The organism is Prolixibacter sp. SD074, from assembly GCF_009617895.1.
Taxonomy (GTDB): Bacteria; Bacteroidota; Bacteroidia; order Bacteroidales; family Prolixibacteraceae; genus Prolixibacter.
This window is the reverse complement of sequence record NZ_BLAW01000001.1, coordinates 2,412,619-2,434,539: the sequence shown is the minus strand read 5'-3', so window position 1 is coordinate 2,434,539 and position 21,921 is coordinate 2,412,619. Positions and strand designations below refer to the sequence as shown.

Sequence of the window (21,921 nt, the reverse complement as noted above, 5' to 3'; positions counted from 1 at the left end):
TTTGGTCCTGATGCTACCTTCAACGGTTTCCATCCGACCATTTTCCGGTTTTCACCGAGGTTACTTTCACAAACGATAAATAAAGTTCGGACACTTACATAGTACATTTATTTTCATATAGTTTATCTGATGGGTTGGGTATTTCTTGCTGTGCAGGATTTACCGTAATCATTACGGTTAAATTATCTTGCTGGGAAAACCTGTTCTTGCTAAATTCAAACCTTCAATAAAATTGCCGTAAATTATGAGCCGACGATTGCTAGGTCTAACTTTTTTCCTGTTTCTGACCGCCTCTGTTTGGGCCGCCCCCATCATCAAAACAAGCTTAAACAACGGCTGGTTTTTTCAGCGAGCCGATCATCCCGACAGTACACAATGGAAAGCGGCCGATATTCCGCATTCCTGGAACGCGAAAGATGCGTTTGACGATGAACAGGGCTATTACCGGGGAACCGGCTGGTACCGGCGCAACCTCTATGTGGATGCCGGTTGGAAAGGACAGAAGCTTTTCCTTGATTTCGAAGGCGTAAACAAAATAGCGACTGTCTATTTGAACGGAAAGAAAGTTGGCGAACATAAGGGTGGTTACACAGCTTTCAGCTTCGATATTTCACCGTATGTGCACTACGGTTCGGAAAATGATTTGCGCGTGGAAGTGAGCAATGCACCCGATCCGGAGATTCCGCCGCTGAGCGCCGATTTTACCTTTTACGGTGGCATTTACCGTGATGTGTGGCTCAAAGTGGAAAACCCGGTTCATTTTGCTTTCGCGAAATACGCGACTCCTGCGGTTTATGTGAGTACGCCGCAGGTTTCTGCTGAATCGGCTCAGGTGAAGGTCCGGGGAACCGTTCGAAACGAGACAGGAAAAACCAATCGACTGTTGGTCCGTTCCGAGATTTTTTCCCCGGAAGGGAAGCGCGTGGAAGTGCTGAACAAGGTTTTTACGGTGAGGCGGAACAGCGACCGCGATTTTGAAATGCTGTCGAAACCGCTGGACCAGCCGCAGCTTTGGTCGCCCGACGAACCGAACTTATACACGGTAAAAACCACGTTGCAGTTTTACCGGAGCGATGATGTGCTCGACCGGGCGGAGAGTCCGCTGGGTTTCCGTTGGTTCAGGGCCGATCCGGATTTAGGCTTTTTCCTGAACGGGAAACCTTTAAAACTGCATGGATTGAACCGCCACCAGGATTATCCGGGATTGGGAAATGCCTTACCCAATGATTTGCACAAAAAAGATTTTGAACTGATAAAGGAAATGGGGGCCAACTTCGTTCGGTTGGCTCACTATCCGCAGGCGCCGGAAGTGTATCGCGAATGCGATAGATTAGGTATTTTGGTTTGGAGTGAAATTCCGGTAGTGAATGAAATTACTGAATCGAAGGAGTTCAGGGAGAACTGTCTGAATATGCAACGGGAACACATTCATCAAACCTACAATCATCCTTCGGTGGTGATGTATGGTTATATGAATGAAGTGCTGATTAAGTTGGCATATGCGAAGCAACTTTCAGACAGTGTTCGTAACCGGATGATTGAAAATACAGTAAAGCTGGCCCGTCAGCTCGATTCGCTGACCCGAAAAGAAGCGTCCGGGCGGTTAACCGTAATGGCCTTGCACCAGCATCTGATTTACAATGAATCGGGAATTGCCGATATTCCGCAGGTGATTGGCTGGAACCTGTACATGGGCTGGTATGGCGGCAAGTACGCCGATTTAGGCGCTTTTCTGGATAAACAGCATGCTGAACATCCCAAACGCTGTATTATGCTTTCGGAATATGGCCCCGGAAGCGATGCCCGGCTGCATGCCGATCATCCGGAGGTCTGGGATTACTCGGAAGAGTATCAGTTTCTGTCACATGCCAGTTACCGTTTCCAGGTGGATGAACGACCGTTTGTGATGGGCATGGCTGCCTGGATTTTTGCCGATTTTGGCTCCGAAGGACGCGCCGATGCCATTCCGCACGTCAACCAGAAAGGCCTGGCGACATATAACCGTACTCCGAAAGATGTGTATCACTATTATCAGGTGATGAACGATAGGTTGCCGCGGGTAGCTATTGCCGGAACCAATTATGCCAGCCGGACTAATGTGGCCGATGAAAACGGAAAGTCGATGCATCAGGTTTGGATGTTTACCAATTCCGGTCAGGTAACACTGTACCGAAACGGAGAGTGGATCAATTCACAGAAACCGGTCGACGGTATTGTGAAGATGGACGTTCCGTTTGTTTCAGGTCCGAATAAGCTTTTGGCTGTAACCGATATGGCGGAGGATTCGCTTATTGTGAACGTTCGTATGATTCCGCACAAGCTGACAGCGGGCGAGTTCCACACCATTCGGGTGAATGTGGGCAGCAATTGCAATTTTCGTGATGAGTTGACCGGTGAGAACTGGGTTCCTGACCAGCCCTATCAACCGGGCAGTTTTGGTTATGTGGGGGGCGATGTTTATCATTCCGTTTCCTGGAAGGCGTTAAGTACACAATCGAATATCAAAGGGACGGACGATGATCCGCTTTATCAAACCATGCGCGAAGGATTGAAGAGCTATCGGTTCGATGTGGCGGAAGGTTGTTACCGGGTAACATTATTATTTGCCGAACCTAATTCCAATGCCGGTCAGCCTCAGTTGATTTATAACCTGACGAATGAGAAGGAGCAAATCAATGCCGATGCACGGAGTTTTGGCATTTCGATAAACGGAGAGAAGCAACTCAGCCATTTTAACATGGCCCGCGATTATGGCGCTTTGAGGGCAGTAAAGAAGACTTTTGTAGTCGATACAAAAAAAGGCCTTTCGGCCGAATTTCATCCCGTGCAGGGAAAACCGGTGTTAAGCGGTATCCGCATTGAGAAACGTTGAATCCAATCATAAATCAGATAAATTATTAAAGCATGGAAAAAAGAATACTGACCTTGCTGGCGTTGTTCGTCGCGGTCGTTGTATCGGCGCAAACCCGCTACAAAGATGAAATTGCAACGAATTACACCAGGCAAACGTACACCTATGCCGTGAAAGACGGCCAGGAATTGAAAATGGATATCTATTTCCCGGAAGGGGATAAAACGACTGACCGGGCGGCCTGGATCCATGTTCATGGCGGCGGATTTTCCGGCGGAAGCCGCGATGGCAAAAGCGATGTGAATCTTTGCACCCATTTGGCAAAGAAGGGGTATGTAACCGCCTCTATTTCGTACCGGTTAACCCGGAAGCAAGACGGTTTTGGTTGCGAAGTCCCGGCCGATAAAAAGATGGAAACCTTCCGGAAGGCGGTGAGTGATTTGCGCAGCGCTACGGCTTTTATGCTGAAGAATAACGCAAAATTCGGTATCGATACCAGCCGCATTATTATTTCGGGAAGTAGTGCGGGTGCCGAAACCGTTTTGAATGCTGCATACCGTCCGGTTACGCAATGGGTGGAAGGGAAACAGGAATTGCCTACCGGATTCCGTTATGCGGGAGTGATTTCTTTTGCAGGCGCTATGGTGAATGCTGCCAACATTACGGACGAAACAGCCATTCCAACAATGATGTTTCACGGAACGGCTGATAAGCTCGTGCCTTATACTACCGCACCGCATCACTACTGTAGCGTCGACAGCCCGGGTTACATGATGCTGGATGGTTCGTATACCATTGCCAACCGCTTGCGTAAACTGGGGAAAACTTACTGGCTGGAAACCCGCTGCGGCGCAGGCCACGAAATGTCGGGATTGCCTATGACCCAATCGGTGGGTGACATTGTCGATTTTGCTTACAACTACATCATTTGGGATAAAAAGGCGCAGATTCATACCATCGACAAGAGTCCGAACTACAAAAAAGGCGGTTCCCTTTACGATTTTTGCGACAACTAAGTAGAAAAGCATCAAAACAGGCAAGAGGCAGTTTCCCGGAAACGGAGACAGCCTCTTTTTATGGGGAGATCAATATTGATTTTAGTCCTTAAAGCATTATGAAAAATGGAGAAAAACAGCGATCATTGTATGGTATCCTAACAAAAATCCATTTTATCATGCGAAAACTCCTGACTTACTTTCTTTTTCTTTTTCTGACCATACCGGTTTTTGGGCAGGAAACAATGAACATCATCACTTACAATATCCGGTATAATAATCCCGATGACGGAGTGAATGCCTGGCCCAACCGGAAAGCGGATGTTATTGCTCTTTTTAAATTTCATAAAGCAGACGTTTTTTGTGTGCAGGAGGCTTTGCACGATCAGATTGTCGATTTGAAAAAGGGCATGCAGACTTTTGATTACGTGGGTGTTGGTCGTGATGATGGCAAAGAAGCCGGCGAATATTCAGCAATTTTTTACGATACCCGCCGTTACCGGTTGCAGGAGCAGGGACACTTTTGGTTGTCGGAAACTCCCGATAAGCCTGGATTGGGATGGGATGCAGCGTGCGTAAGGATTTGTTCCTGGGCCAAGCTGAGGGATCAGGAGAACAACCAGTCCTTTTTCGTTTTTACCACTCATTTCGATCATGTCGGGGGAAAAGCCCGGGAAGAATCGGCGAAACTGATTTACAAAAAAGTGCAGGAACTTGGAGGCGGCCGGTTACCGGTTTTTCTGACCGGAGATTTTAACCTGGCCCCCGAAGCCAATGCGATTGGCTTAATTCGCAGTCAGTGGAAAGACTCGCGCCTGGCGACACTTTCGCCACCTTACGGTCCGGTTGGCACGTTCGAGGGATTTGATTTCAACTCACCGTTGAAGGACCGGATCGACTATATTTTTGTCACCGATAAGGTGAGGGTGTTGCGTTATGGCGTTCTCTCCGATTCAAAGGAGCAACGCTATCCGTCTGATCATCTTCCCGTACTGGTGGAGGCCAAATTTATTGATTGATACGAGTTTAGAAGAGATAAAAAAAGAGCCGGAATTCCTGTCATAGATTCCGGCCCGTGATTGTTCTAGCTGTTGTTTGATTCGTTTTGGTATGTGAAACGTACGGCTTTAGTGCGTTAGGATGACGTTTTAAAAATGCTCCCGGTTTCCACAGAATGGTTATTCTGTCAGCACCCAACGCTTTCTGTATGGCACATCGGTTGGGTGGCCCCTGCCAGTGGCAGCCAGGCTTCCGTATAACGTAACCTGATAACTTGAGGCGCCAGGTGTTTTGGACAGAAAACGTTTGGCGGCTTTTTTTGGTCCCATCGTATGACTGGACGAGGGGCCATTACCAGTTCGGAAAATTTCTTTGATGGATTCCGTTAGCGGTGATATTTGTTGTGAAATAACGGTCTTTCCACGTAGCAGTGATGAAAATTACTTGTTTTTTTATGAGCTTTCCGTTTTCAGGTTTCTACTGATTTCAACGTTTTTTAAAAGATGGGTTATGCTTGTCTCTATTACTGGCTTTTTTGAGACGAGATTGTTTGATATTGTCGAATATTCTTAACTTTGTCACCGCTTTTGGAGAGTTGCCGGAGTGGTCGAACGGGGCAGACTCGAAATCTGTTGTACCCTTCGGGGTACCGGGGGTTCGAATCCCTCACTCTCCGCATTTATTTCTGAGTTGGGCCTCGCATTGATGCGGGGCTTTTTGTTTTTCCATTGCCCTTCATCTAAATTCACCCTGTATTTTATGGCCCAGGTATCTATACTGGACCTCAGAAGTTAGTTCCTGACAAAATAGTATATTTGTGCCAACAAACGATTTAGCTGACATGACGCTGGATATTGATAAGAAGGATATTGCGAAATTTATCCTGGTAGGAGATCGGGTATTGGTAAAGCCAAAGAATCCGAATACGCAGACAAAATCCGGGTTATATCTTCCCCCTACTGCTGTAGAGAAAGAAAAAGTACAAACCGGTTACATCATTAAAGTTGGTCCGGGATTTCCTATTCCGGCTATGGCCGACGAAGATGAGCCGTGGAAGGATAAAAAAGAAGAGGTAAAATATGTTCCTCTTCAGGCGCAAGCTGGTGATTTAGCCATCTATCTTAGTCAATCGGGTTACGAAATCGAATTTAACCAGGAAAAGTATGTTATTCTCCCGCACTCAGCGATTCTGATGTTGGTGAGAGACGAAGGCCTTTTCGAATAAGTGATTTGATATACCCGGATATAAAGACCGGGAATAATGGGAGGCTTATGATGGATAAAAGGATAATATCCGTTTTTTTCGTATTGCTTTTATTTTTTGGTGAATCGCTTCAGGGAGCGATAAAGAGTATTGGTCTGCCCGTTATTAAAAATTTCACCAAGCAGGAATATAACGCCGGCACGCAAAGCTGGGCTATCGCCCAGGGGAGGGACGGTAAGCTTTATTTTGCCAATAATAACGGGCTTTTACAGTTCGATGGCGTCAATTGGAACACCTATCCCTTACCCAATTCATCCATTGTACGCTCGTTGTTGATTGGCGATGAAAACCGGGTTTACGTCGGCGGCTTCAACGAATTTGGTTATTTTCATCCTGACCAGCAGGGATGCATGACTTATCATTCTATGTCTTTTCATCTTCCGGATAACGAAAAAAACTTCGGCGAGGTTTGGCGTATATACAAATATAAAGGCCAATTGGTTTTTCAGTCATATACCAGCCTTATGATTTGGGATGGCAAAGCGTTCCGGATTTTGCATGCGGGGAACGATGAGCTGTTCCATTTTTCTTTTAAAGTGAATGACCGATTTTGGATCGACAATCGAGCAAAGGGATTACAGGAGCTGGTTAACGGACGGCTGGTTACGCTTCCCGGGATGGAAAAAATAATTGGTCAGGAAATCTGGGGAATATTACCGTTTTCTGGAAACCGGTATATGGTTGCGACACAGAATAAAGGCGTTTTTTTGTATAACGGCAAAGAGATGATGCCTTGGAATACTCCTGCTGACAAGCTTTTGAAGGCAAACCGTGTAATGGGGATAGCCCAAATTGACGGCGGCCACTATGCTTTTGGGACCATTTCTCATGGAGTACTTATTACCGATTCGAAAGGGAATATTATTCAGGATATTAGTCGGGAGGAGGGATTACAAAACAATACGGTTCTCTCTGCTTTCGTCGATAACGATCACAATCTCTGGCTTGGGCTCGATAATGGTATTTCCCAGATAAAAATTAACTCTCCGCTTTCGCTCATCGGTTTTAACAACGGTGTCGGTGCGACTTATTCTGCAGCAATTTATAAGGGTAAAATATTTCTGGCGACTAATCAGGGAGTGGTGTACCACGGCTGGGATTCGAATGAGAAAATTAAGCGTTTGGGACGATTTGCCATGATGAATGCAACCCGTGGCCAGGCTTGGTCGTTGGGCGTATTCGACAACATTTTGCTAGTTGGGCACAATGCTGGAGCGTTTCAAATAACGAACGGAAAGCCGCAACAGATTTCGTCTGTTATCGGATATTGGGGGTTTAAGCAAGTCCCGGGGCATCCTGAGCTGCTGATCGGGGGGCATTATAATGGTTTGTCGCTTTTTAAGAAAGGTCGGCAAGGCTGGAAATACGTAAACGAAATTGAGGGTTTCAAAGAGTCATCACGGCAGTTCGAGTTTGATGACAAGGGAAATATCTGGATGGAACACGGTTATCGGGGGGTTTTCCGGATAGAAATCAGCGATGATTATACACATGTCATTCGTACTGAGTTGTATGGAAAGAAAGAGGGACTGCCTCAAGCCACCAACGTGGGAATTTATCGGTTGAAAGGGAGCTTGGTTTTCCTGACTACCGATGGCGTATATCAATATTTTCCCGGTACGAACAGCTTTCGTAAAAGTCAAACCTATTCCGGGTTATTTGGGAAATTAACCGGATTAAGCTACATCCGGGAAGACAAACGTGGTAACATCTGGTATTTCCGGAATAATCAGGCGGGTGTGATGCAGAAGCAGCCTGACGGAACTTACCGTAGTGTTGAAATGCCTTTTCGGAGTTTGTCGGGAAGGTTTCTTCCTACTTTCGAATTTGTTTTGCCGGTCGATGAGCAGGATGTTTTTATTGGCTATGACGACGGCGTTGCTCATTACGACCCAAGTTTCATTAAATCGTGGAACAACAAGTTTTATACGTTGATTAGTAAAGTGTCGGTTATTAAAACCGATTCGGTGATTTTTTACGGTAACGGGGCGCAAAAGCAGGTCCCATCTATTCCCTACCGGGAAAATGACCTTCGTTTTTATTTCGCAGCTGCCGACATGGAAAACATCGGGCATGTGACTTACCAATTGAAGTTAGAGGGATTTGATGATGACTGGAATAATTGGTCGGGGCGTACCATGCGCGATTACACCAACCTGCCGGAGGGAGACTACACTTTCATGGTACGGGGGATCAACCGTTACGGAGTTGAGAGTGATCCGGCTACGTATCGCTTTACGATATTACCTCCGTGGCACCGAAGTGTGTGGGCTTATCTTGTCTACGGTTTCTTGTTTTTGCTGCTTGTTTGGGGCGTTTATCATGTTGTTCGATTGAAAATGAAACGTTCTAAAGAGAAAGAGGCTAAACGGCAACGGGAACTTTATGCCCGGCGGGAGGAAGAACTGGGACGAAAACAGTTGGAAGCTGATAAAGAAATCATCCGGTTACGGAACGATAAGTTGCGCAATGAAATGGTTCATAAAGAAAAAGAGTTGGCAAATGCTTCAATGGAGATGATTCAGAAGAACAAGATGCTCATCAAAATCAAAAACGATCTCAAGAATGCGACGGAGAATGTAATAGATGAAAATCTACAGGCCCGGCTAAGGAGTATTTTGAGACGCATCGACCGCCAGGTAGACAACGAAAAGCAATGGCAGGTGTTTGAAACGCATTTCGAAACTGTCCATGAAGATTTCCTGACGCGGATAAAAGAGCAATTTCCTGAGCTTTCTCCTAAAGAGCTTAAATTATGTGCTTATCTGCGGATGAATGTTTCCAGCAAGGAAATTGCCGCCTTGATGAATATTTCCGTCAGGGGAGTTGAAATTAGTCGATACCGGTTACGTAAAAAACTGGGCTTGCAACGTCACGATAATCTCACCGACTTTATTCTTCGTTTTTAGAATATTGCTAGAAAAATACGCCTCTTTCCCTTTGCGTCTTCTCGTTGTAGTACAATATATTTCTTTCCTGTTCAATACGCTTTATCTGGATTTGCTGATGGAGAGTGTTTTTGCTTGTATTCTGCACAAAAAGCCCCTGTTTCTTACAATACTGGTAGTTCACATTTGCTTAATATTGGTCATACCTCTGTCAACCTTCCCTGTTTTTCTATTTGATGTAGTCAAAACCAGTGTGTGATATTGCCATTTTTGAGTTTTAATAATCTTAAAATTAGAGCATTAATAAATATATGATGAAAAAATGATGTATTGTTAAAAAGTGTTTGATGAGTTTTTGTTGGGGGGTAAAATTCTTTCGGGCACTATATGAAGACTTTTTTTGTGACTGTATTTGTAAAGTCAATGTTAAATCGATGTTGTTTTAAACTTTGATCCTACTCTATGAAAAAAGTCTTTATGTTAACGTTTCTGGTCCTTTTGGCAACAATGGGATTTGCGCAGGAACGAAATGTACAGGGAACGGTGACCAGCGCTGAAGATGGTTCGCCGGTTCCGGGCGTTAGTATTTCGGTAAAAGGTACCACAACAGGAACCATCACCGATGTTAACGGTAACTATTTTATTAAGGTGGGCGACAACGCCACCCTTGTGTTTTCGTTTATCGGATTGAAAACACAGGAAGTTCCTGTTCAGGGACAATCGGAAATCAACGTCAGCATGCAAAATGAAACGTTGGACGTCGATGAAGTAGTGGTTGTTGGATATGGTACACAAAAGAAAAGTGTTGTAACCGGTGCCATTGCCAAGGTAAACTCTTCTGATATTAATAAAACAGCTAATCTTCGGACCGAACAAGCCCTTCAAGGACGTACCGCCGGTGTTATTATTACCAGCAACTCTGGTCAACCCGGTGCCGGGCTGGACGTGAAAGTCCGCGGTACTTCATCCATTAACTCAGGTACACAGCCTTTGTATGTTGTCGACGGTGTTCCGGTTGACGGGGGAATTGATTACCTGAACCCCGGTGATATTGAATCCATCGAGGTGCTGAAAGATGCCGCTTCTGCTGCTATTTACGGTTCGCGCGGTGCGAATGGTGTTGTACTGATTACGACCAAAAATGGTAAAGCCGGCAAAATGAGGGTTTCATACGATGGTTATTATGGTGTGCAGAATCCCTGGAAGAAATTGTCGCTTCTGGATGCAACCCAGTACGCGGTGATTATGAACGAAGCCTCTGTGAATGGTGGCGGCCAGCCGATTTTTTCGGATCCATATTCTTATGGAAAAGGTACTGACTGGCAGGATGAGGTGTTTAACTACGATGCCCCTATCCAAAATCATCAGGTGACTATATCGGGTGGAAACGACAGGTCGAAATACCTGACTTCCATTTCTTACTTTAAACAAGTGGGTATTGTTGCCAAGGGACATTCTAATTACGAGCGTTTGACTCTTCGTTTTAATGCTGACCACAATGTTTCCAAAATCTTCAAATTTGGTCACAACTTTGGTTATTCCCGCACGAAAAGCGAAGGAGTACAAGAGAATACTGAGTGGGGATCCCCGCTGGGCCGCGCACTCAACATGGATCCGATTACCCCGGTCGTGGTAACCGATTCAACGGCTGCTTCTGCATTGCTGGCGAACTATCCCAATGCAGTGACCAACACCAACGGACAACCTTACGGAATTTCTCCCTATGTGACTTCCGAGATTGTGAACCCGGTAGCTGCACTTGCTATTCAGCATAATAAAGGCTACTCCGATAAATTCGTAGGAAACCTGTACGCTGAATTGACGATTCTGAAGAATATCAAGTTGCGGTCGACCTTCGGTGCTGATATTGCTTTCTGGGGTGACGATAGTTCATCTCCGGTTCACTATTTGAACGCTACCAATTATCAGGATTACAACAGTATGCACCGCGCTTCCAGCAAGTCATTGAACTTCAACTGGGAAAACACAATTACTTATCATAATCTGTGGAATGATACGCATGATTTTACTTTTCTGTTAGGTAATACCATTTATAAAGCTGAAGGGAATACCATGGGCGGTTCAAAACAGGGAATGCCCTTCTACGATCCCACGATGAATTATTTTGACTATGCACAGAACGAAACCAGTGAAAATCTGTACGGCTATGCATGGCACTCATCGTTGCTGTCGTACTTTGGCCGTTTGAACTACAGCTACAAAGACAAGTACCTGTTTACCGGCACGGTTCGTATGGACGGTTCATCGAAGTTCGGGCCGAACAACCGTTATGCAGTATTTCCCTCATTCTCTGCCGGATGGGTGCTTTCGCAGGAAGATTTCATGGCTAACAGCAGCGTCGTTAATTTCCTGAAGATTCGTGCCAGCTGGGGACAAAACGGGAACCAGCAAATCGACGATTATGCTTATACATCGCTGATTGGTAGCGGAAGCCGTTATACTTTTGGTGTTGATCAAACACTGACTCCCGGTGCAAGTCCCACGAAAATTTCGAATCCCGACCTGAAATGGGAAACAGTTGAGCAGACTGACATCGGTTTGGATATCGGCTTGCTGAAAAATAAATTCCGTTTTGCACTCGACTATTATCATAAATTAACCCGTGATATGTTGGTGACTGCACCGATCCCTGCACTGGTCGGTAATGCGGCCCCGCTAACTAACCTGGGTGATATGTTGAACACTGGTTTTGACGGTGAATTCAGCTACAAAGCCAAGATTGGTCAGGTGAGTCTGGATACCCGACTGACGGTTTCTTATCTGAAGAATGAGGTTCAGAAAATCGGTAATCAGTCAGGTTACATTACAGGACAGGTATGGGGACCAGAGGGTATGCAGATTACCCGCATCGAAGAAGGGAAACCGATGAACTATTTCTACGGTTACAAAACCAACGGTATCCTGCAGAACCAGGCAGAAGCCGATGCTTACAACTCAAAATACGGTCAAAGTGCTGTCCCGGGCGATGTTCGCTTTGTTGATGCAAACAATGATGGAACCATCAGCGACCTGGACCGCACCATGATTGGTGACCCGACTCCAAGTTGGACATACGGACTGAATATCGGAGCAAGCTACCGTCGATGGGATTTCAACCTGTTCCTGCAGGGCGTAACCGGAAACGATATTTATGACGCTTCGCACCGTTATGACCTGGCTAATGCCAATTATACCACTGATGCATTGAATCGCTGGACCGGTGAGGGTACATCGAATACGCATGCCCGTGTGACGTTGAATGATACCAACCGTAACTATCGTTCGTCTGACGTTTATGTACACAACGGCGATTACCTTCGCATCAAAAACCTACAGATCGGCTATTCATTGCCGACGGGGGCCACCAATTGGTTGCATATCTCCAGACTGAGAATCTATGGTTCAGCACAGAACCTCTACACCATTACCGGTTACAAAGGTTTTGACCCCGAAATCAATGGAGGTATTGACCGTGGTATCTATCCGCAGCCGCGTACCTACATGATGGGTGTAAACCTTACTTTCTAATGCTTAACAGGAAAATGACAAGAAAGATGAAAATTCAAAATATTCTCAAAGTTGCCCTTTTCTCCCTGGTGATCCTGTCCTCTACGTCATGTTCCGATTACCTGGACATGAAGCCGCTCAACACACGGGTTGAGGAGAACTTTTACCAGAATCAACAGGACATGTATGATGCAATGGTCGCGGTATACGACGTATTGCAATGGGGCGGTTTCCAGGGGTATATCCCTGAAGAAACACTCGCAAATGTTGCTTCTGACGACACTTATGCCGGCGGTGCCAACGCCGGAGACCAGCCTGCCTGGGTAGCGCTGGATAATTTCAGCCTGACCCCGACATTGGGCCCGCAGGCTAGTATCTGGGGACGTTATTACAGCGGTATTTACCGTGCTAACCTTTTCCTGGAAAAGCTTCCCGGAGCAACTGTTTCTGACGATTTTGCCAAGCGTTCGACTGCTGAGGTTAAATTTCTGAGAGCTTTCTATTATTTCCAGTTGGAGCGTTGGTTCGGAAATCTCCCATTGATTCTGAAAACGCTGAACCCTTCAGAGTATGACTTCCCGCAGAGTGCGCCCGCAGATATTTATGCCCAGATTGAAAAAGATTTGACTGAAGCGATTCCTGATCTTCCGTTAAGTGTTTCGGATAGCGAGAAAGGACGCATTACCAAAGGTGCCGCTCAATCATTGCTGGGCCGCGTTATTTTGTTCGAAAACGACGACACCCGCATGGGTGAGGTGGCTACCCTGGTTGATAATGTTGTGAACTCAGGCGCATACGATTTGGTGCCTGACTATGGCCAGATTTTTACCAGTGCCGGACGTAATAATATTGAGTCAGTATTCGAAATTCAGCACTCGTATAACTCCAAATGGGGTGATTGGGGCTGGCTGCCCGGCGGCGAAGGAAACATCGCCACTGTGATGATCGGTATGCGCGACTACAACGGACCTACTTTCCAGGCGGGTTGGGGATTCTCTCCTGTTACCGAAAAACTGGCTAACGATATGAAAGGCGACCCGCGTTTCGAATACTCTATTATCGATGTATCGGACGGTACCATGGATGAAACGGGTATGATGAACGCGACGCTCAACGGAGGTGATCAGATTAAATACAAACCGGGCTATCAGAACACCGGATACTTTGTCCGGAAAAATGCGCCGCTGAAGGAAAATGTGGCTCCTGATGGCGAACCGATGATCAACTATCCGAACAATGTTCGCGTTATCCGGTACCCGGATGTACTGTTGATGGGTGCGGAAGCTTATGCCCGTAGTGGTAACGATGCAAAAGCTCAGGGATACCTGAACCAGGTGCGTGCCCGCGTGGGACTGTCCCCCGTAACGGCAACCGGAACCGATTTGGTACAAGCGATATGGAAAGAGCGTCGCTTCGAATTGGCTTTCGAAGGTCAGCGTTACTGGGACCTGGTTCGTACCGGACGTGCATCATCCGTACTGGGTGATCGCAACTGGCAAGAGGGCCGCAACGAGTACCTGCCTATTCCGCAGTCTGAAATTGACAACACCAACAGGACCCTGGAACAGAATCCGGGCTACTAAGCAGTGTTCTGATTTGTCGATTCTTATTTGAAATATTAATACTGATATGAGATGAAAATCAATAAGATATTCAATTATATATTCATCCTGGGTGGTCTGGCACTGGCTTTTTCATCGTGCGATCCCCAGGTTCTAGACGGTCCGCAACTCGGGCCCAAGCCCTCGGCTGATCAGTTGTCTTTCACAATTGCCCAGGGAGCAGATGAATTTCATCCGGTAATTACCAATACTTCCAGTATTACCGGAATTGCAAAATGGGATTTTGGTAATGGAAATAAAGGAACCGGAGAGTCTGTTACTCCGTATTATCCTTTATCAGGAAAATACACGGTTACGTTGACGCTTTATACGTCGGGCGGTTCGGCATCTGTAACGAAAGAATATTCGCAGGATGCCACTGATTATTCTTACTTCCAGGATCCGGCAATCATCGCCCTTTCGGGTGGTGTTGATAACCTGAACGGTAAAACATGGGTAGCCGATTCACTGGCCCAGGCCCACTATGGTGTCGGCCCTGCCGGAAGTGATGGTACCAGTTGGTGGAGTGCCGCTCCTATGGATAAAAGTGGTTTTGGCGCCTACGATGATGAGTTGAATCTCAAACTCAATGGATTTGTCGCTACGTACACCAATCATGGTAAGTCTTTTGTGAAGAGCTTCCAGTCGGGTGTCTCATTCTATTCGAACCCCGTTGATGCCGGTGGCGACTTGACCGTTGATTACACTCCCGGGCCGGGGAGCTGGTCTGTTTCGTCCGAGAATGGTAAACAATACCTGATCCTGAGCGGTCCTACCCCTATTTTCCCAACCTTTGACGTGGGTGCAGTAGACGGGAAATATGAAATCCTTAGCATTTCAGAAAATAAACTTGACCTGGTTGCTACCGGAGCCGATGGCAGCGCATGGCATTACCAGTTGATCCCCAAAGGATACGTGAAACCAACCGTAAAATGGGATTTAAGTGTTGCAGCCGGAGCGGATGCCAATACATTTGATATTTCATTGGCTAACGTTCAGGTTCCTTCAGGAATCAGCATCAGCCAGGTAACCTATGACTTCGGTGACGGAACCGATCCGGTTTCAGTCACTGATTATCACCAGGCGCTATCACATGTGTACATGCGCCAGGGTACCTATCAGGTTACAGCAACACTGGAGGCCAATGAGCAGCAAGTGAAAACGACCTCGGTTGTCGTAGCTCAAAACTCACCGGATTATGTTCCGTTCCAGCCTAATGTAATGGTGATGTACAACGATTTTAGTGAAGTACAGATGGAGCCGGTTCTGGGACAGGATTGCTCGGTTGAGGTGGTTGCAAACCCTTCTAAAATATATCCCAACAAGTCTGCTTATGTAGCTCACTTCAGTAATAAAGCACAGCAGTACGCCAATGCTTATATGCAATTACCTGCCGGTTATCGTTTCGACCTGCGTACGGTTCATACTTTCTCGTTAATGGTTTATGGCAAAGCCGGCGACGTGGTGCTCCTGAAACTTGAGAACAGTGATTTAGCTGGCAACGCATGGACAACTGGAGTTCAGGCTGCTACTTACACAATTAAGCAGGATAACACTTGGGAACCAGTAATTTTCGACTTTACCGGAGCTGGCACAGCGCAAGGCCAGACAGCTGATGTAACAACCGATCCTACATTCAGCAACGATTATTACAACGTCGTTCGTATTATGCTGAATTCAGATACCAATAATAGTGCTGACGATTTTTATTTCGATGAACTGCAAGGCCCGTCAGTAGAGGGTATTAAATCTGCTCAGTTTTAACATTTGGATTTGTGATTGATATATCCGGAGGTGTCATGGTACATCTCCGGATTTCTAAAATTTTAGGACCTTTTCGTACCCAGTTTTTAAGTGGGTTAAATTTTTTAAGGTGTTGACTATGAGATTTAAGTGGTCGTCGGTGATTTTGTTGTTTGTGCTTAGTGGGCTGAATCCGATTCAGGCACAGCGATATGTACCTGAATCGCAGAAAGTAGATCCGAAGGTGGAGGCGAAGGTCGACAAACTGTTGTCGAAGATCCTTATTTGGTTGCCCGGATGGGATACCAGATGATTAAAGGTTATGAAGGAGAAAACAACGATATTGACAACCCGGTGCATGTAGCTTCGTGTATGAAGCATTTCCTGGGGCATTCGGCAGCTAATTCCGGAAAAGACAGGACACCTGCTCTTCTTCCGGAGATCGATTTGCGCGAACGTCACCTGGTTTCGTTCAAAAAGGCGATTGATGCCGGTGCGCATTCGGTGATGAGCAATTCAGGAATTATCAACGGTGTTCCGGTACACGCCAGCTATGATATTATTGCCAAACTGCTGAAACAGGAATTGGGACTTAACGGACTGGTGGTTACCGACTGGGCTGATATTGAAAACCTGCACAACCGCGATCGGGTAGCCCGCACGCAAAAAGAAGCAGTGAAAATTTCCGTCAACGCCGGAATCGACATGTCGATGGTCCCTTACACCGGATGTAAAACGCCTGCGCGGATTCGAAAAAGTTGACTTGAAACCGGGAGAGTCAAAAACGGTGACGTTCCATCTGAATACACGTGATTTGGCATTCGTCAATCATCAGTTGAAATATGTGGTGGAAGAGGGAAAATTCGTCGCTTCGGTGGCGGATCTGACAGTTCCGTTTTCGGTGAAAGCGACACAAACATTCGATCGTTAAATGATATTATAGTTTAAGAAAATGAAAAAGATTTTTTCGGGAATTCTCTTGCTGCTGGTGGCTGCGTCATGCCATACGGCAACCAGGAAAGCTGAAAGCAAAGCAGGCGCAGTTCCGCAAAAAAAGGGAGACTGGAACCTGGTTTGGGACGACGAATTCAATTACAACGGTTTGCCCGATTCTACCAAGTGGAGTTTTAATACCCGGGGAAACGAGTCTGGTTGGGGAAACCATGAAGCGGAGTTTTATACCGATAAGCGAGTGGAGAATGCTCATGTGGGCAATGGAGTGTTGACCATCGCAGCCAAAAAGGAGGATTTCGGTGGGAAGAAATACACCTCTGCTCGTATACGTACCATCCACAAAGGTGATTGGCTTTATGGATGTATCGAAGTAAGAGCTCGTCTGCCGAAAGGCAAAGGTTTGTGGCCGGCAATCTGGATGTTGTCTACAGACTGGAAATATGGCGGCTGGCCCGAAAGTGGCGAGATTGATATCATGGAAAATGTAGGATACGATCCGGACACGATTCACGGAACAGTGCATACCAAAGCCTACAATCATGTTATCGGTACGCAGGTAGGTAAAGCGATCTCGATACCCGATTGCCACGATAAATTCCATGTATATGCACTCGAGTGGGATGCCAATGAGATGAGTATGTTCGTTGACGGGCAAAAATATTTTACGTTTAAAAACGAACATACCGGTTTCGAAGCCTGGCCATTCGATCAGCCTTTCCATCTGATACTGAATGTCGCGGTTGGTGGTGACTGGGGCGGAAAACAGGGAATCGATGATTCGGTTTTCCCGCAAACGATGGATGTAGACTACGTGAGGGTCTACCAGAAGAACAAATAACTGATTTCAAAAAGAATACGGATTATGAAGTACCTGTTCGGCTTATTTCTTTTGTTGGTGTGGTTTCCGGTGGAAGTTGCAGCACAGGATTGTGTCCAGTTGGTTTGGAGCGACGAGTTCAACTATACCGGTTCACCCGATCCGCAAAACTGGAGTTTTGAAACCGGTGCTGGTGGCTGGGGAAATAACGAACTTCAGTATTACACTAATCGGCTTTCCAATGCGGAGGTAAAGAACGGTAACCTTGTCATTACAGCCCGGAAGGAAAGTTATCAGGGCAGTGATTATACGTCGGCCCGTTTGATTACCTACAACAAAGCTGGTTCATGGACCTACGGACGTATCGAGGCGCGTATGAAACTGCCGTACGGACAAGGAATCTGGCCGGCCTTCTGGATGCTGGGGAAAAGTATTTTTGAAGGTACTTCCTGGCCTGGTTGCGGCGAGTTAGACATCATGGAGATGATTGGAGGTGGCGACAATGACAATACCGTTTACGGAACAGCTCACTGGGACAATAACGGCCATGTATCGTACGGATTATCCTACACCAATCCGGCCAAACTTGCCGATGATTTCCATGTATATGCCATCGAATGGGACAGCCAGAAAATAAAGTGGTACTTCGATGATAATTTGTATTGCACGCTGGATATTACACCGCCCTCGTTGACTGCCTTTCATAACCCGTTTTTCATTATTCTTAATATCGCGGTTGGCGGAAACTGGCCTGGAGGCCCCGATGCAACAACGGTTTTTCCGCAAACCATGGAGGTGGATTATGTGCGGGTGTATAGCGGGACGCCACCCAATCCGACGGTTACGGGGCCGTCAACCGCTACTGCAGATGATACCGTTCAATTTTCGACTCAGGATATTCCCAATGCAACTTATACCTGGACGATTCCTGCAGATGCAACCATTGTTTCCGGTGACGGAACAAACAGCATCTCTGTTCGGTGGGGAAATACCTCGGGAGATGTTTCTGTTTCGGTAACGACTAGTTGTGGGACATATGATTCGAATAAGCTGAATGTGGCTGTTGTGAAACTTCCGCCCAGCGATCCGTGGTATGTTCCGCACACGGTTGGCGGAAATGTCAACTGGGAGGTTGTTCAGACCAATAACAATATGGTGTCGCTTTCGATGGCAGGCGAGGATTTGCAGGTGGATTATGACGTGCAGAATCCCAGTGCTTCGCCGGCGATTTATTATCCGTTCGATGGAATTTACGGTTTGACAACCTCGTCAACGGCTGTGCTGGAGTTGAAAACCGAGGCGGGAAATGCGCCATCGAATATGCGCTTTGAGTTGGTGGATGTGAACGATAACGTGAATACTGCTGATTTGCTGAAGATTGATTCGCCCAATGATGATGGTGTATATCATATTCATGCCCATATTTTTGGTCAGAATCCGGATAATATTTTCAAGCTTGATCAGATAAAGGGAATGCGCCTTTATTTTAATTATGGCGTATTGGGAACCACCGGTTCAGGTAAATTCTGGCTCAAGCCTGTGGAACTTACCAGCGAGGATATCACAACGGGCATTACTGACCTGAAAAGTCATCAACTGAATTTATATCCAAACCCGGTAACCGATGTCCTTTCGGTTCAATTGCCGCAGGAGGGATATGGCGCTTCCGTTATTGGCGTTCATGACATGAATGGTCGGTTATTGCGACAGTTCACTACCGAATCGCTGGGAGGGCCCTTACAGTTGAATGTTGTCGATTTTGCTTCCGGTGTTTACTTCCTGACGATTCAGGCGGGGAATGAACGATTTGCCGGGCAGTTTATCAAAAAATAGATTTTTTCATAGGATTGTTTTGACAGGTCCCGGCGTTTTTGTCGGGGCCTTTTTTTCCCATCCACGTTCATGAGGTTATTCCCCTAATATTTGGTATTTTTCACTCACTGAAACTAACTAAAAAACAAAACCATGAAAAAGGCTTTTCTTTTGGCGCTTTTCTGCGCCGTGGCTTTCCCTTTGTTTGCGCAAAACCTTCCGGTGAAGATGGAAGAGATGACCGCTCTCCAATACGTCAACGCAGTTGACCAGTCGAATGCGACCTGTATTATTCCGATAGGAGTGCTTGAAAAACATGGTCCGCATCTTCCTCTGGGAACGGATTTGATTGATGTACGTGAAGTGGCTTTGCGTGCTGCCGCGAAAGAATACGCGATTGTTTTCCCGCCCTATTACTTTTCCCAGATTTTTGAGGCCAGGCACCAGCCGGGAACCATTGCTTACAGCCAGAAACTAATCTGGAATATGTTGCAGGAAACCTGTGATGAGTTGGGCCGAAATGGCATAAAGAAAATTATTTTGGTAAACGGACATGGCGGAAACAGCAGTTTCCTTCCATTTTTCTGTCAGAGTCAGCTGGCATCGCAAAAGGATTATGCTGTTGTGTTATTCCAACCCAACCGGGATGTAGAGGCATATAAAGAAATAAACAAGGAGCTGGTTCCGGGTGGTTCTGGTCATGCCGGGCAATCGGAAACTTCGGTGATGTTGGCACACCGTCCCGGTTTAGTGCACATGGACAAAGCTACTTCCCAGTCGGGAAAAGATCAGGATGGGATTAAGGGAATAGACTCCGACTACGAAGGAATCTGGTGGTATGCCAAATATCCGAACCACTATTGCGGCGATGGTTCGCTGGCAACCAAGGAACTTGGAGAAAAGATTCTGAATGCACAGGTGGAACAGCTGTGCACCATGTTGAAGCAAGTAAAGGCTGACAACAGTATTATTGAGATGCAGGACACGTTTTACGAACAGGCGAAACATCCGATGGATACCAAACAATAACAAAAGAAAAAGGATGTCCGGGCGAACATCCTTTAACCTGTTTAACCTAACCTAACTAACTAGTCCTATGAAAAAAACTTGCTCCTTGTTTTCATTACAAAGATGCAGCGAAATTGTGTGAACTCGTTTTAATTGAGGTTAAATAAGTTTAATAGATAATTATCCGGGCTATCTCATACGAATTTGTAAAAAAAAAAGGATGCATGGTGCGTGCATCCTTTTTCTGCTTAACCTAAACTAACCTAATTCTATGAAAAAAAACTTGCTCTTGTTACATTACAAATATGCAGTGGTTTTTAGTTAAGCCGAGCTAACGGAGGTTAAAGAAGATTAAGGAATTAGGTCGTTTATGAGCGACATTGTTAAAAACTGCAAAACAATGGTCAGAAGTATGAAATTCTGATAAAATAGAATGGGGGTATGGTCGGACGAAAAAAGAGGATACCCGTTTTTGATTACAACAGAAACAGACTGCTACATTCCAAACTGTCAGTTTTTGTCCCATCGGATAACCGTTGCCGGGAAGACTTTTTCTTGCAAAACCAGATGAGATCACTTAATTTTAAAGAGATTCAATCCATACATTTCTGCCGTAAATTTAAAAACTCCTTTGAGATGAATAAAAACAAAACCAGGAAACATCACAAATCACCGGATCACATTGAACCCGAAAAGAAAGATAATCGCCGTTTAGGAAAGAAGCTTTACAAACAGGAGTTGCGTAAAATGCAAATCGAGCTGGTGAAGATGCAGGAGTGGGTAAAACAAGAACAGTTAAAAGTTGTAGTCATTTTCGAGGGCAGAGACGCTGCCGGGAAAGGCGGTGTTATCAAACGCATTATGGAACCACTCAATCCCCGTATCTGTCGGGTAGTTGCTTTGGGCACTCCAACTGAGCGCCAACGGATGCAATGGTATTTCCAGCGTTATGTCACCGAACTGCCTGCCGGTGGCGAAATGGTTCTTTTCGACCGTAGCTGGTACAACCGGGCCGGAGTAGAGCGCGTGATGGGTTTCTGTAGTGATGAGGAATACGACGAGTTCATGCGCAGCTGTCCCGAATTCGAGCGCATGCTGATCCGTTCTGGCATCATTCTCATCAAATACTGGTTCTCCGTTTCCGACGAAGAGCAGGAACTACGTTTCCAGGCCCGGCTCGACGATCCAACCAAACGCTGGAAGCTTAGCCCTATGGATTTGGCATCACGTGAAAAATGGGTAGAATACTCCCGCGCCAAAGACGAAATGTTTGGGTACACCGACATTAAACAGTCACCGTGGTACGTGGTTCCGGCTGACAACAAACGAAGGGCACGGCTCAACTGTATTCATCATCTGCTGAGCAAAATCCCGTACAAGGATTTAACACCCGAGCCCATTGAATTGCCTCCGCGCATTGAAAAGGACAACTACATACGCCCTCCGATTACCGACCAAACTTTTGTACCCGAAATCTATTAA

16 protein-coding genes and 1 tRNA gene are annotated in these 21,921 nt (G+C 46.1%); 16 read left to right on the top strand and 1 reads right to left on the bottom strand.

The window, feature by feature from the left end; all coding sequences use genetic code 11:
- Positions 1 to 244 precede the first annotated feature (244 nt).
- The 3 genes from GJU82_RS10550 to GJU82_RS10540 all read left to right on the top strand — a co-directional run bounded on the left by GJU82_RS10550 (position 245) and on the right by GJU82_RS10540 (position 4,865).
- On the top strand, positions 245 to 2,872 hold the full coding sequence (locus GJU82_RS10550; protein WP_153632109.1) for a glycoside hydrolase family 2 TIM barrel-domain containing protein: 2,628 nt from the start codon (positions 245 to 247) through the stop codon (positions 2,870 to 2,872).
- 32 nt (positions 2,873 to 2,904) lie between these two features.
- The gene (locus GJU82_RS10545; RefSeq protein ID WP_153632108.1) at positions 2,905 to 3,867 is read left to right on the top strand and encodes an alpha/beta hydrolase; all 963 of its coding nucleotides are present in this window, start codon (positions 2,905 to 2,907) and stop codon (positions 3,865 to 3,867) included.
- Positions 3,868 to 4,025: 158 nt separating this feature from the next.
- A complete protein-coding gene (locus GJU82_RS10540; protein WP_153632107.1) occupies positions 4,026 to 4,865 on the top strand; it encodes an endonuclease/exonuclease/phosphatase family protein in 840 nt (279 codons plus the stop codon).
- A 159-nt stretch (positions 4,866 to 5,024) separates the two neighbouring features.
- Here the strand turns inward: GJU82_RS10540 and GJU82_RS17965 are convergent, their stop codons facing one another.
- Complete coding sequence (locus tag GJU82_RS17965; protein ID WP_373921460.1) at positions 5,025 to 5,213, bottom strand: serine dehydratase beta chain; 189 nt, start codon at positions 5,211 to 5,213, stop codon at positions 5,025 to 5,027.
- A gap of 221 nt (positions 5,214 to 5,434) precedes the next feature.
- On the opposite strand from GJU82_RS17965, the gene GJU82_RS10530 reads away from it, so the two are divergent.
- The 13 genes from GJU82_RS10530 (at position 5,435) to ppk2 (ending at position 21,921) form a co-directional block, all read left to right on the top strand.
- Positions 5,435 to 5,521: transfer RNA gene (locus tag GJU82_RS10530), tRNA-Ser, on the top strand.
- A 141-nt stretch (positions 5,522 to 5,662) separates the two neighbouring features.
- A complete protein-coding gene (locus GJU82_RS10525; protein ID WP_228488664.1) occupies positions 5,663 to 6,070 on the top strand; it encodes a co-chaperone GroES family protein in 408 nt (135 codons plus the stop codon).
- A 47-nt stretch (positions 6,071 to 6,117) separates the two neighbouring features.
- Positions 6,118 to 9,018 carry a triple tyrosine motif-containing protein gene (locus GJU82_RS10520; protein ID WP_153632106.1) on the top strand — a complete coding sequence of 967 codons (2,901 nt, stop codon included), beginning with the start codon at positions 6,118 to 6,120 and terminating at the stop codon, positions 9,016 to 9,018.
- A 441-nt stretch (positions 9,019 to 9,459) separates the two neighbouring features.
- Positions 9,460 to 12,525 carry a TonB-dependent receptor gene (locus GJU82_RS10515; protein ID WP_153632105.1) on the top strand — a complete coding sequence of 1,022 codons (3,066 nt, stop codon included), beginning with the start codon at positions 9,460 to 9,462 and terminating at the stop codon, positions 12,523 to 12,525.
- A 26-nt stretch (positions 12,526 to 12,551) separates the two neighbouring features.
- Complete coding sequence (locus GJU82_RS10510; protein ID WP_194831028.1) at positions 12,552 to 14,087, top strand: RagB/SusD family nutrient uptake outer membrane protein; 1,536 nt, start codon at positions 12,552 to 12,554, stop codon at positions 14,085 to 14,087.
- Between the two features lie 51 nt (positions 14,088 to 14,138).
- A complete protein-coding gene (locus tag GJU82_RS10505; RefSeq protein ID WP_153632103.1) occupies positions 14,139 to 15,869 on the top strand; it encodes a PKD domain-containing protein in 1,731 nt (576 codons plus the stop codon).
- A 118-nt stretch (positions 15,870 to 15,987) separates the two neighbouring features.
- Entirely contained in the window at positions 15,988 to 16,161 is a 174-nt protein-coding gene (locus tag GJU82_RS10500) for a hypothetical protein (RefSeq protein WP_153632102.1), read from the top strand.
- On the top strand, positions 16,146 to 16,610 hold the full coding sequence (locus GJU82_RS10495) for a glycoside hydrolase family 3 N-terminal domain-containing protein (RefSeq protein ID WP_153632101.1): 465 nt from the start codon (positions 16,146 to 16,148) through the stop codon (positions 16,608 to 16,610). Before GJU82_RS10500 ends, GJU82_RS10495 begins: the two co-directional genes overlap by 16 nt.
- Position 16,611: 1 nt before the next feature.
- Positions 16,612 to 16,779 (top strand): fibronectin type III-like domain-contianing protein, encoded by a 168-nt coding sequence (locus GJU82_RS10490; RefSeq protein WP_228488662.1) that lies wholly within the window; start codon positions 16,612 to 16,614, stop codon positions 16,777 to 16,779.
- A gap of 21 nt (positions 16,780 to 16,800) precedes the next feature.
- Positions 16,801 to 17,640: a family 16 glycosylhydrolase gene (locus GJU82_RS10485; protein ID WP_153632099.1), complete on the top strand. Its 840-nt coding sequence runs from the start codon at positions 16,801 to 16,803 to the stop codon at positions 17,638 to 17,640.
- Positions 17,641 to 17,664: 24 nt separating this feature from the next.
- The gene (locus GJU82_RS10480; RefSeq protein ID WP_153632098.1) at positions 17,665 to 19,452 is read left to right on the top strand and encodes a family 16 glycosylhydrolase; all 1,788 of its coding nucleotides are present in this window, start codon (positions 17,665 to 17,667) and stop codon (positions 19,450 to 19,452) included.
- A gap of 132 nt (positions 19,453 to 19,584) precedes the next feature.
- A complete protein-coding gene (locus GJU82_RS10475; RefSeq protein WP_153632097.1) occupies positions 19,585 to 20,460 on the top strand; it encodes a creatininase family protein in 876 nt (291 codons plus the stop codon).
- A gap of 615 nt (positions 20,461 to 21,075) precedes the next feature.
- Complete coding sequence (gene ppk2 / locus GJU82_RS10470) at positions 21,076 to 21,921, top strand: polyphosphate kinase 2 (RefSeq protein WP_153632096.1); 846 nt, start codon at positions 21,076 to 21,078, stop codon at positions 21,919 to 21,921.

Bases quoted from the DNA above. Each gene is read 5' to 3' on its own strand.
- GJU82_RS10550 (WP_153632109.1), top strand. From the start codon at position 245: ATGAGCCGACGATTGCTAGGTCTAACTTTTTTCCTGTTTCTGACCGCC.
- GJU82_RS10545 (WP_153632108.1), top strand. From the start codon at position 2,905: ATGGAAAAAAGAATACTGACCTTGCTGGCGTTGTTCGTCGCGGTCGTT.
- GJU82_RS10540 (WP_153632107.1), top strand. From the start codon at position 4,026: ATGCGAAAACTCCTGACTTACTTTCTTTTTCTTTTTCTGACCATACCG.
- GJU82_RS10520 (WP_153632106.1), top strand. From the start codon at position 6,118: ATGATGGATAAAAGGATAATATCCGTTTTTTTCGTATTGCTTTTATTT.
- GJU82_RS10515 (WP_153632105.1), top strand. From the start codon at position 9,460: ATGAAAAAAGTCTTTATGTTAACGTTTCTGGTCCTTTTGGCAACAATG.
- GJU82_RS10510 (WP_194831028.1), top strand. From the start codon at position 12,552: ATGAAAATTCAAAATATTCTCAAAGTTGCCCTTTTCTCCCTGGTGATC.
- GJU82_RS10505 (WP_153632103.1), top strand. From the start codon at position 14,139: ATGAAAATCAATAAGATATTCAATTATATATTCATCCTGGGTGGTCTG.
- GJU82_RS10500 (WP_153632102.1), top strand. From the start codon at position 15,988: ATGAGATTTAAGTGGTCGTCGGTGATTTTGTTGTTTGTGCTTAGTGGG.
- GJU82_RS10495 (WP_153632101.1), top strand. From the start codon at position 16,146: ATGGGATACCAGATGATTAAAGGTTATGAAGGAGAAAACAACGATATT.
- GJU82_RS10485 (WP_153632099.1), top strand. From the start codon at position 16,801: ATGAAAAAGATTTTTTCGGGAATTCTCTTGCTGCTGGTGGCTGCGTCA.
- GJU82_RS10480 (WP_153632098.1), top strand. From the start codon at position 17,665: ATGAAGTACCTGTTCGGCTTATTTCTTTTGTTGGTGTGGTTTCCGGTG.
- GJU82_RS10475 (WP_153632097.1), top strand. From the start codon at position 19,585: ATGAAAAAGGCTTTTCTTTTGGCGCTTTTCTGCGCCGTGGCTTTCCCT.
- ppk2 (WP_153632096.1), top strand. From the start codon at position 21,076: ATGAATAAAAACAAAACCAGGAAACATCACAAATCACCGGATCACATT.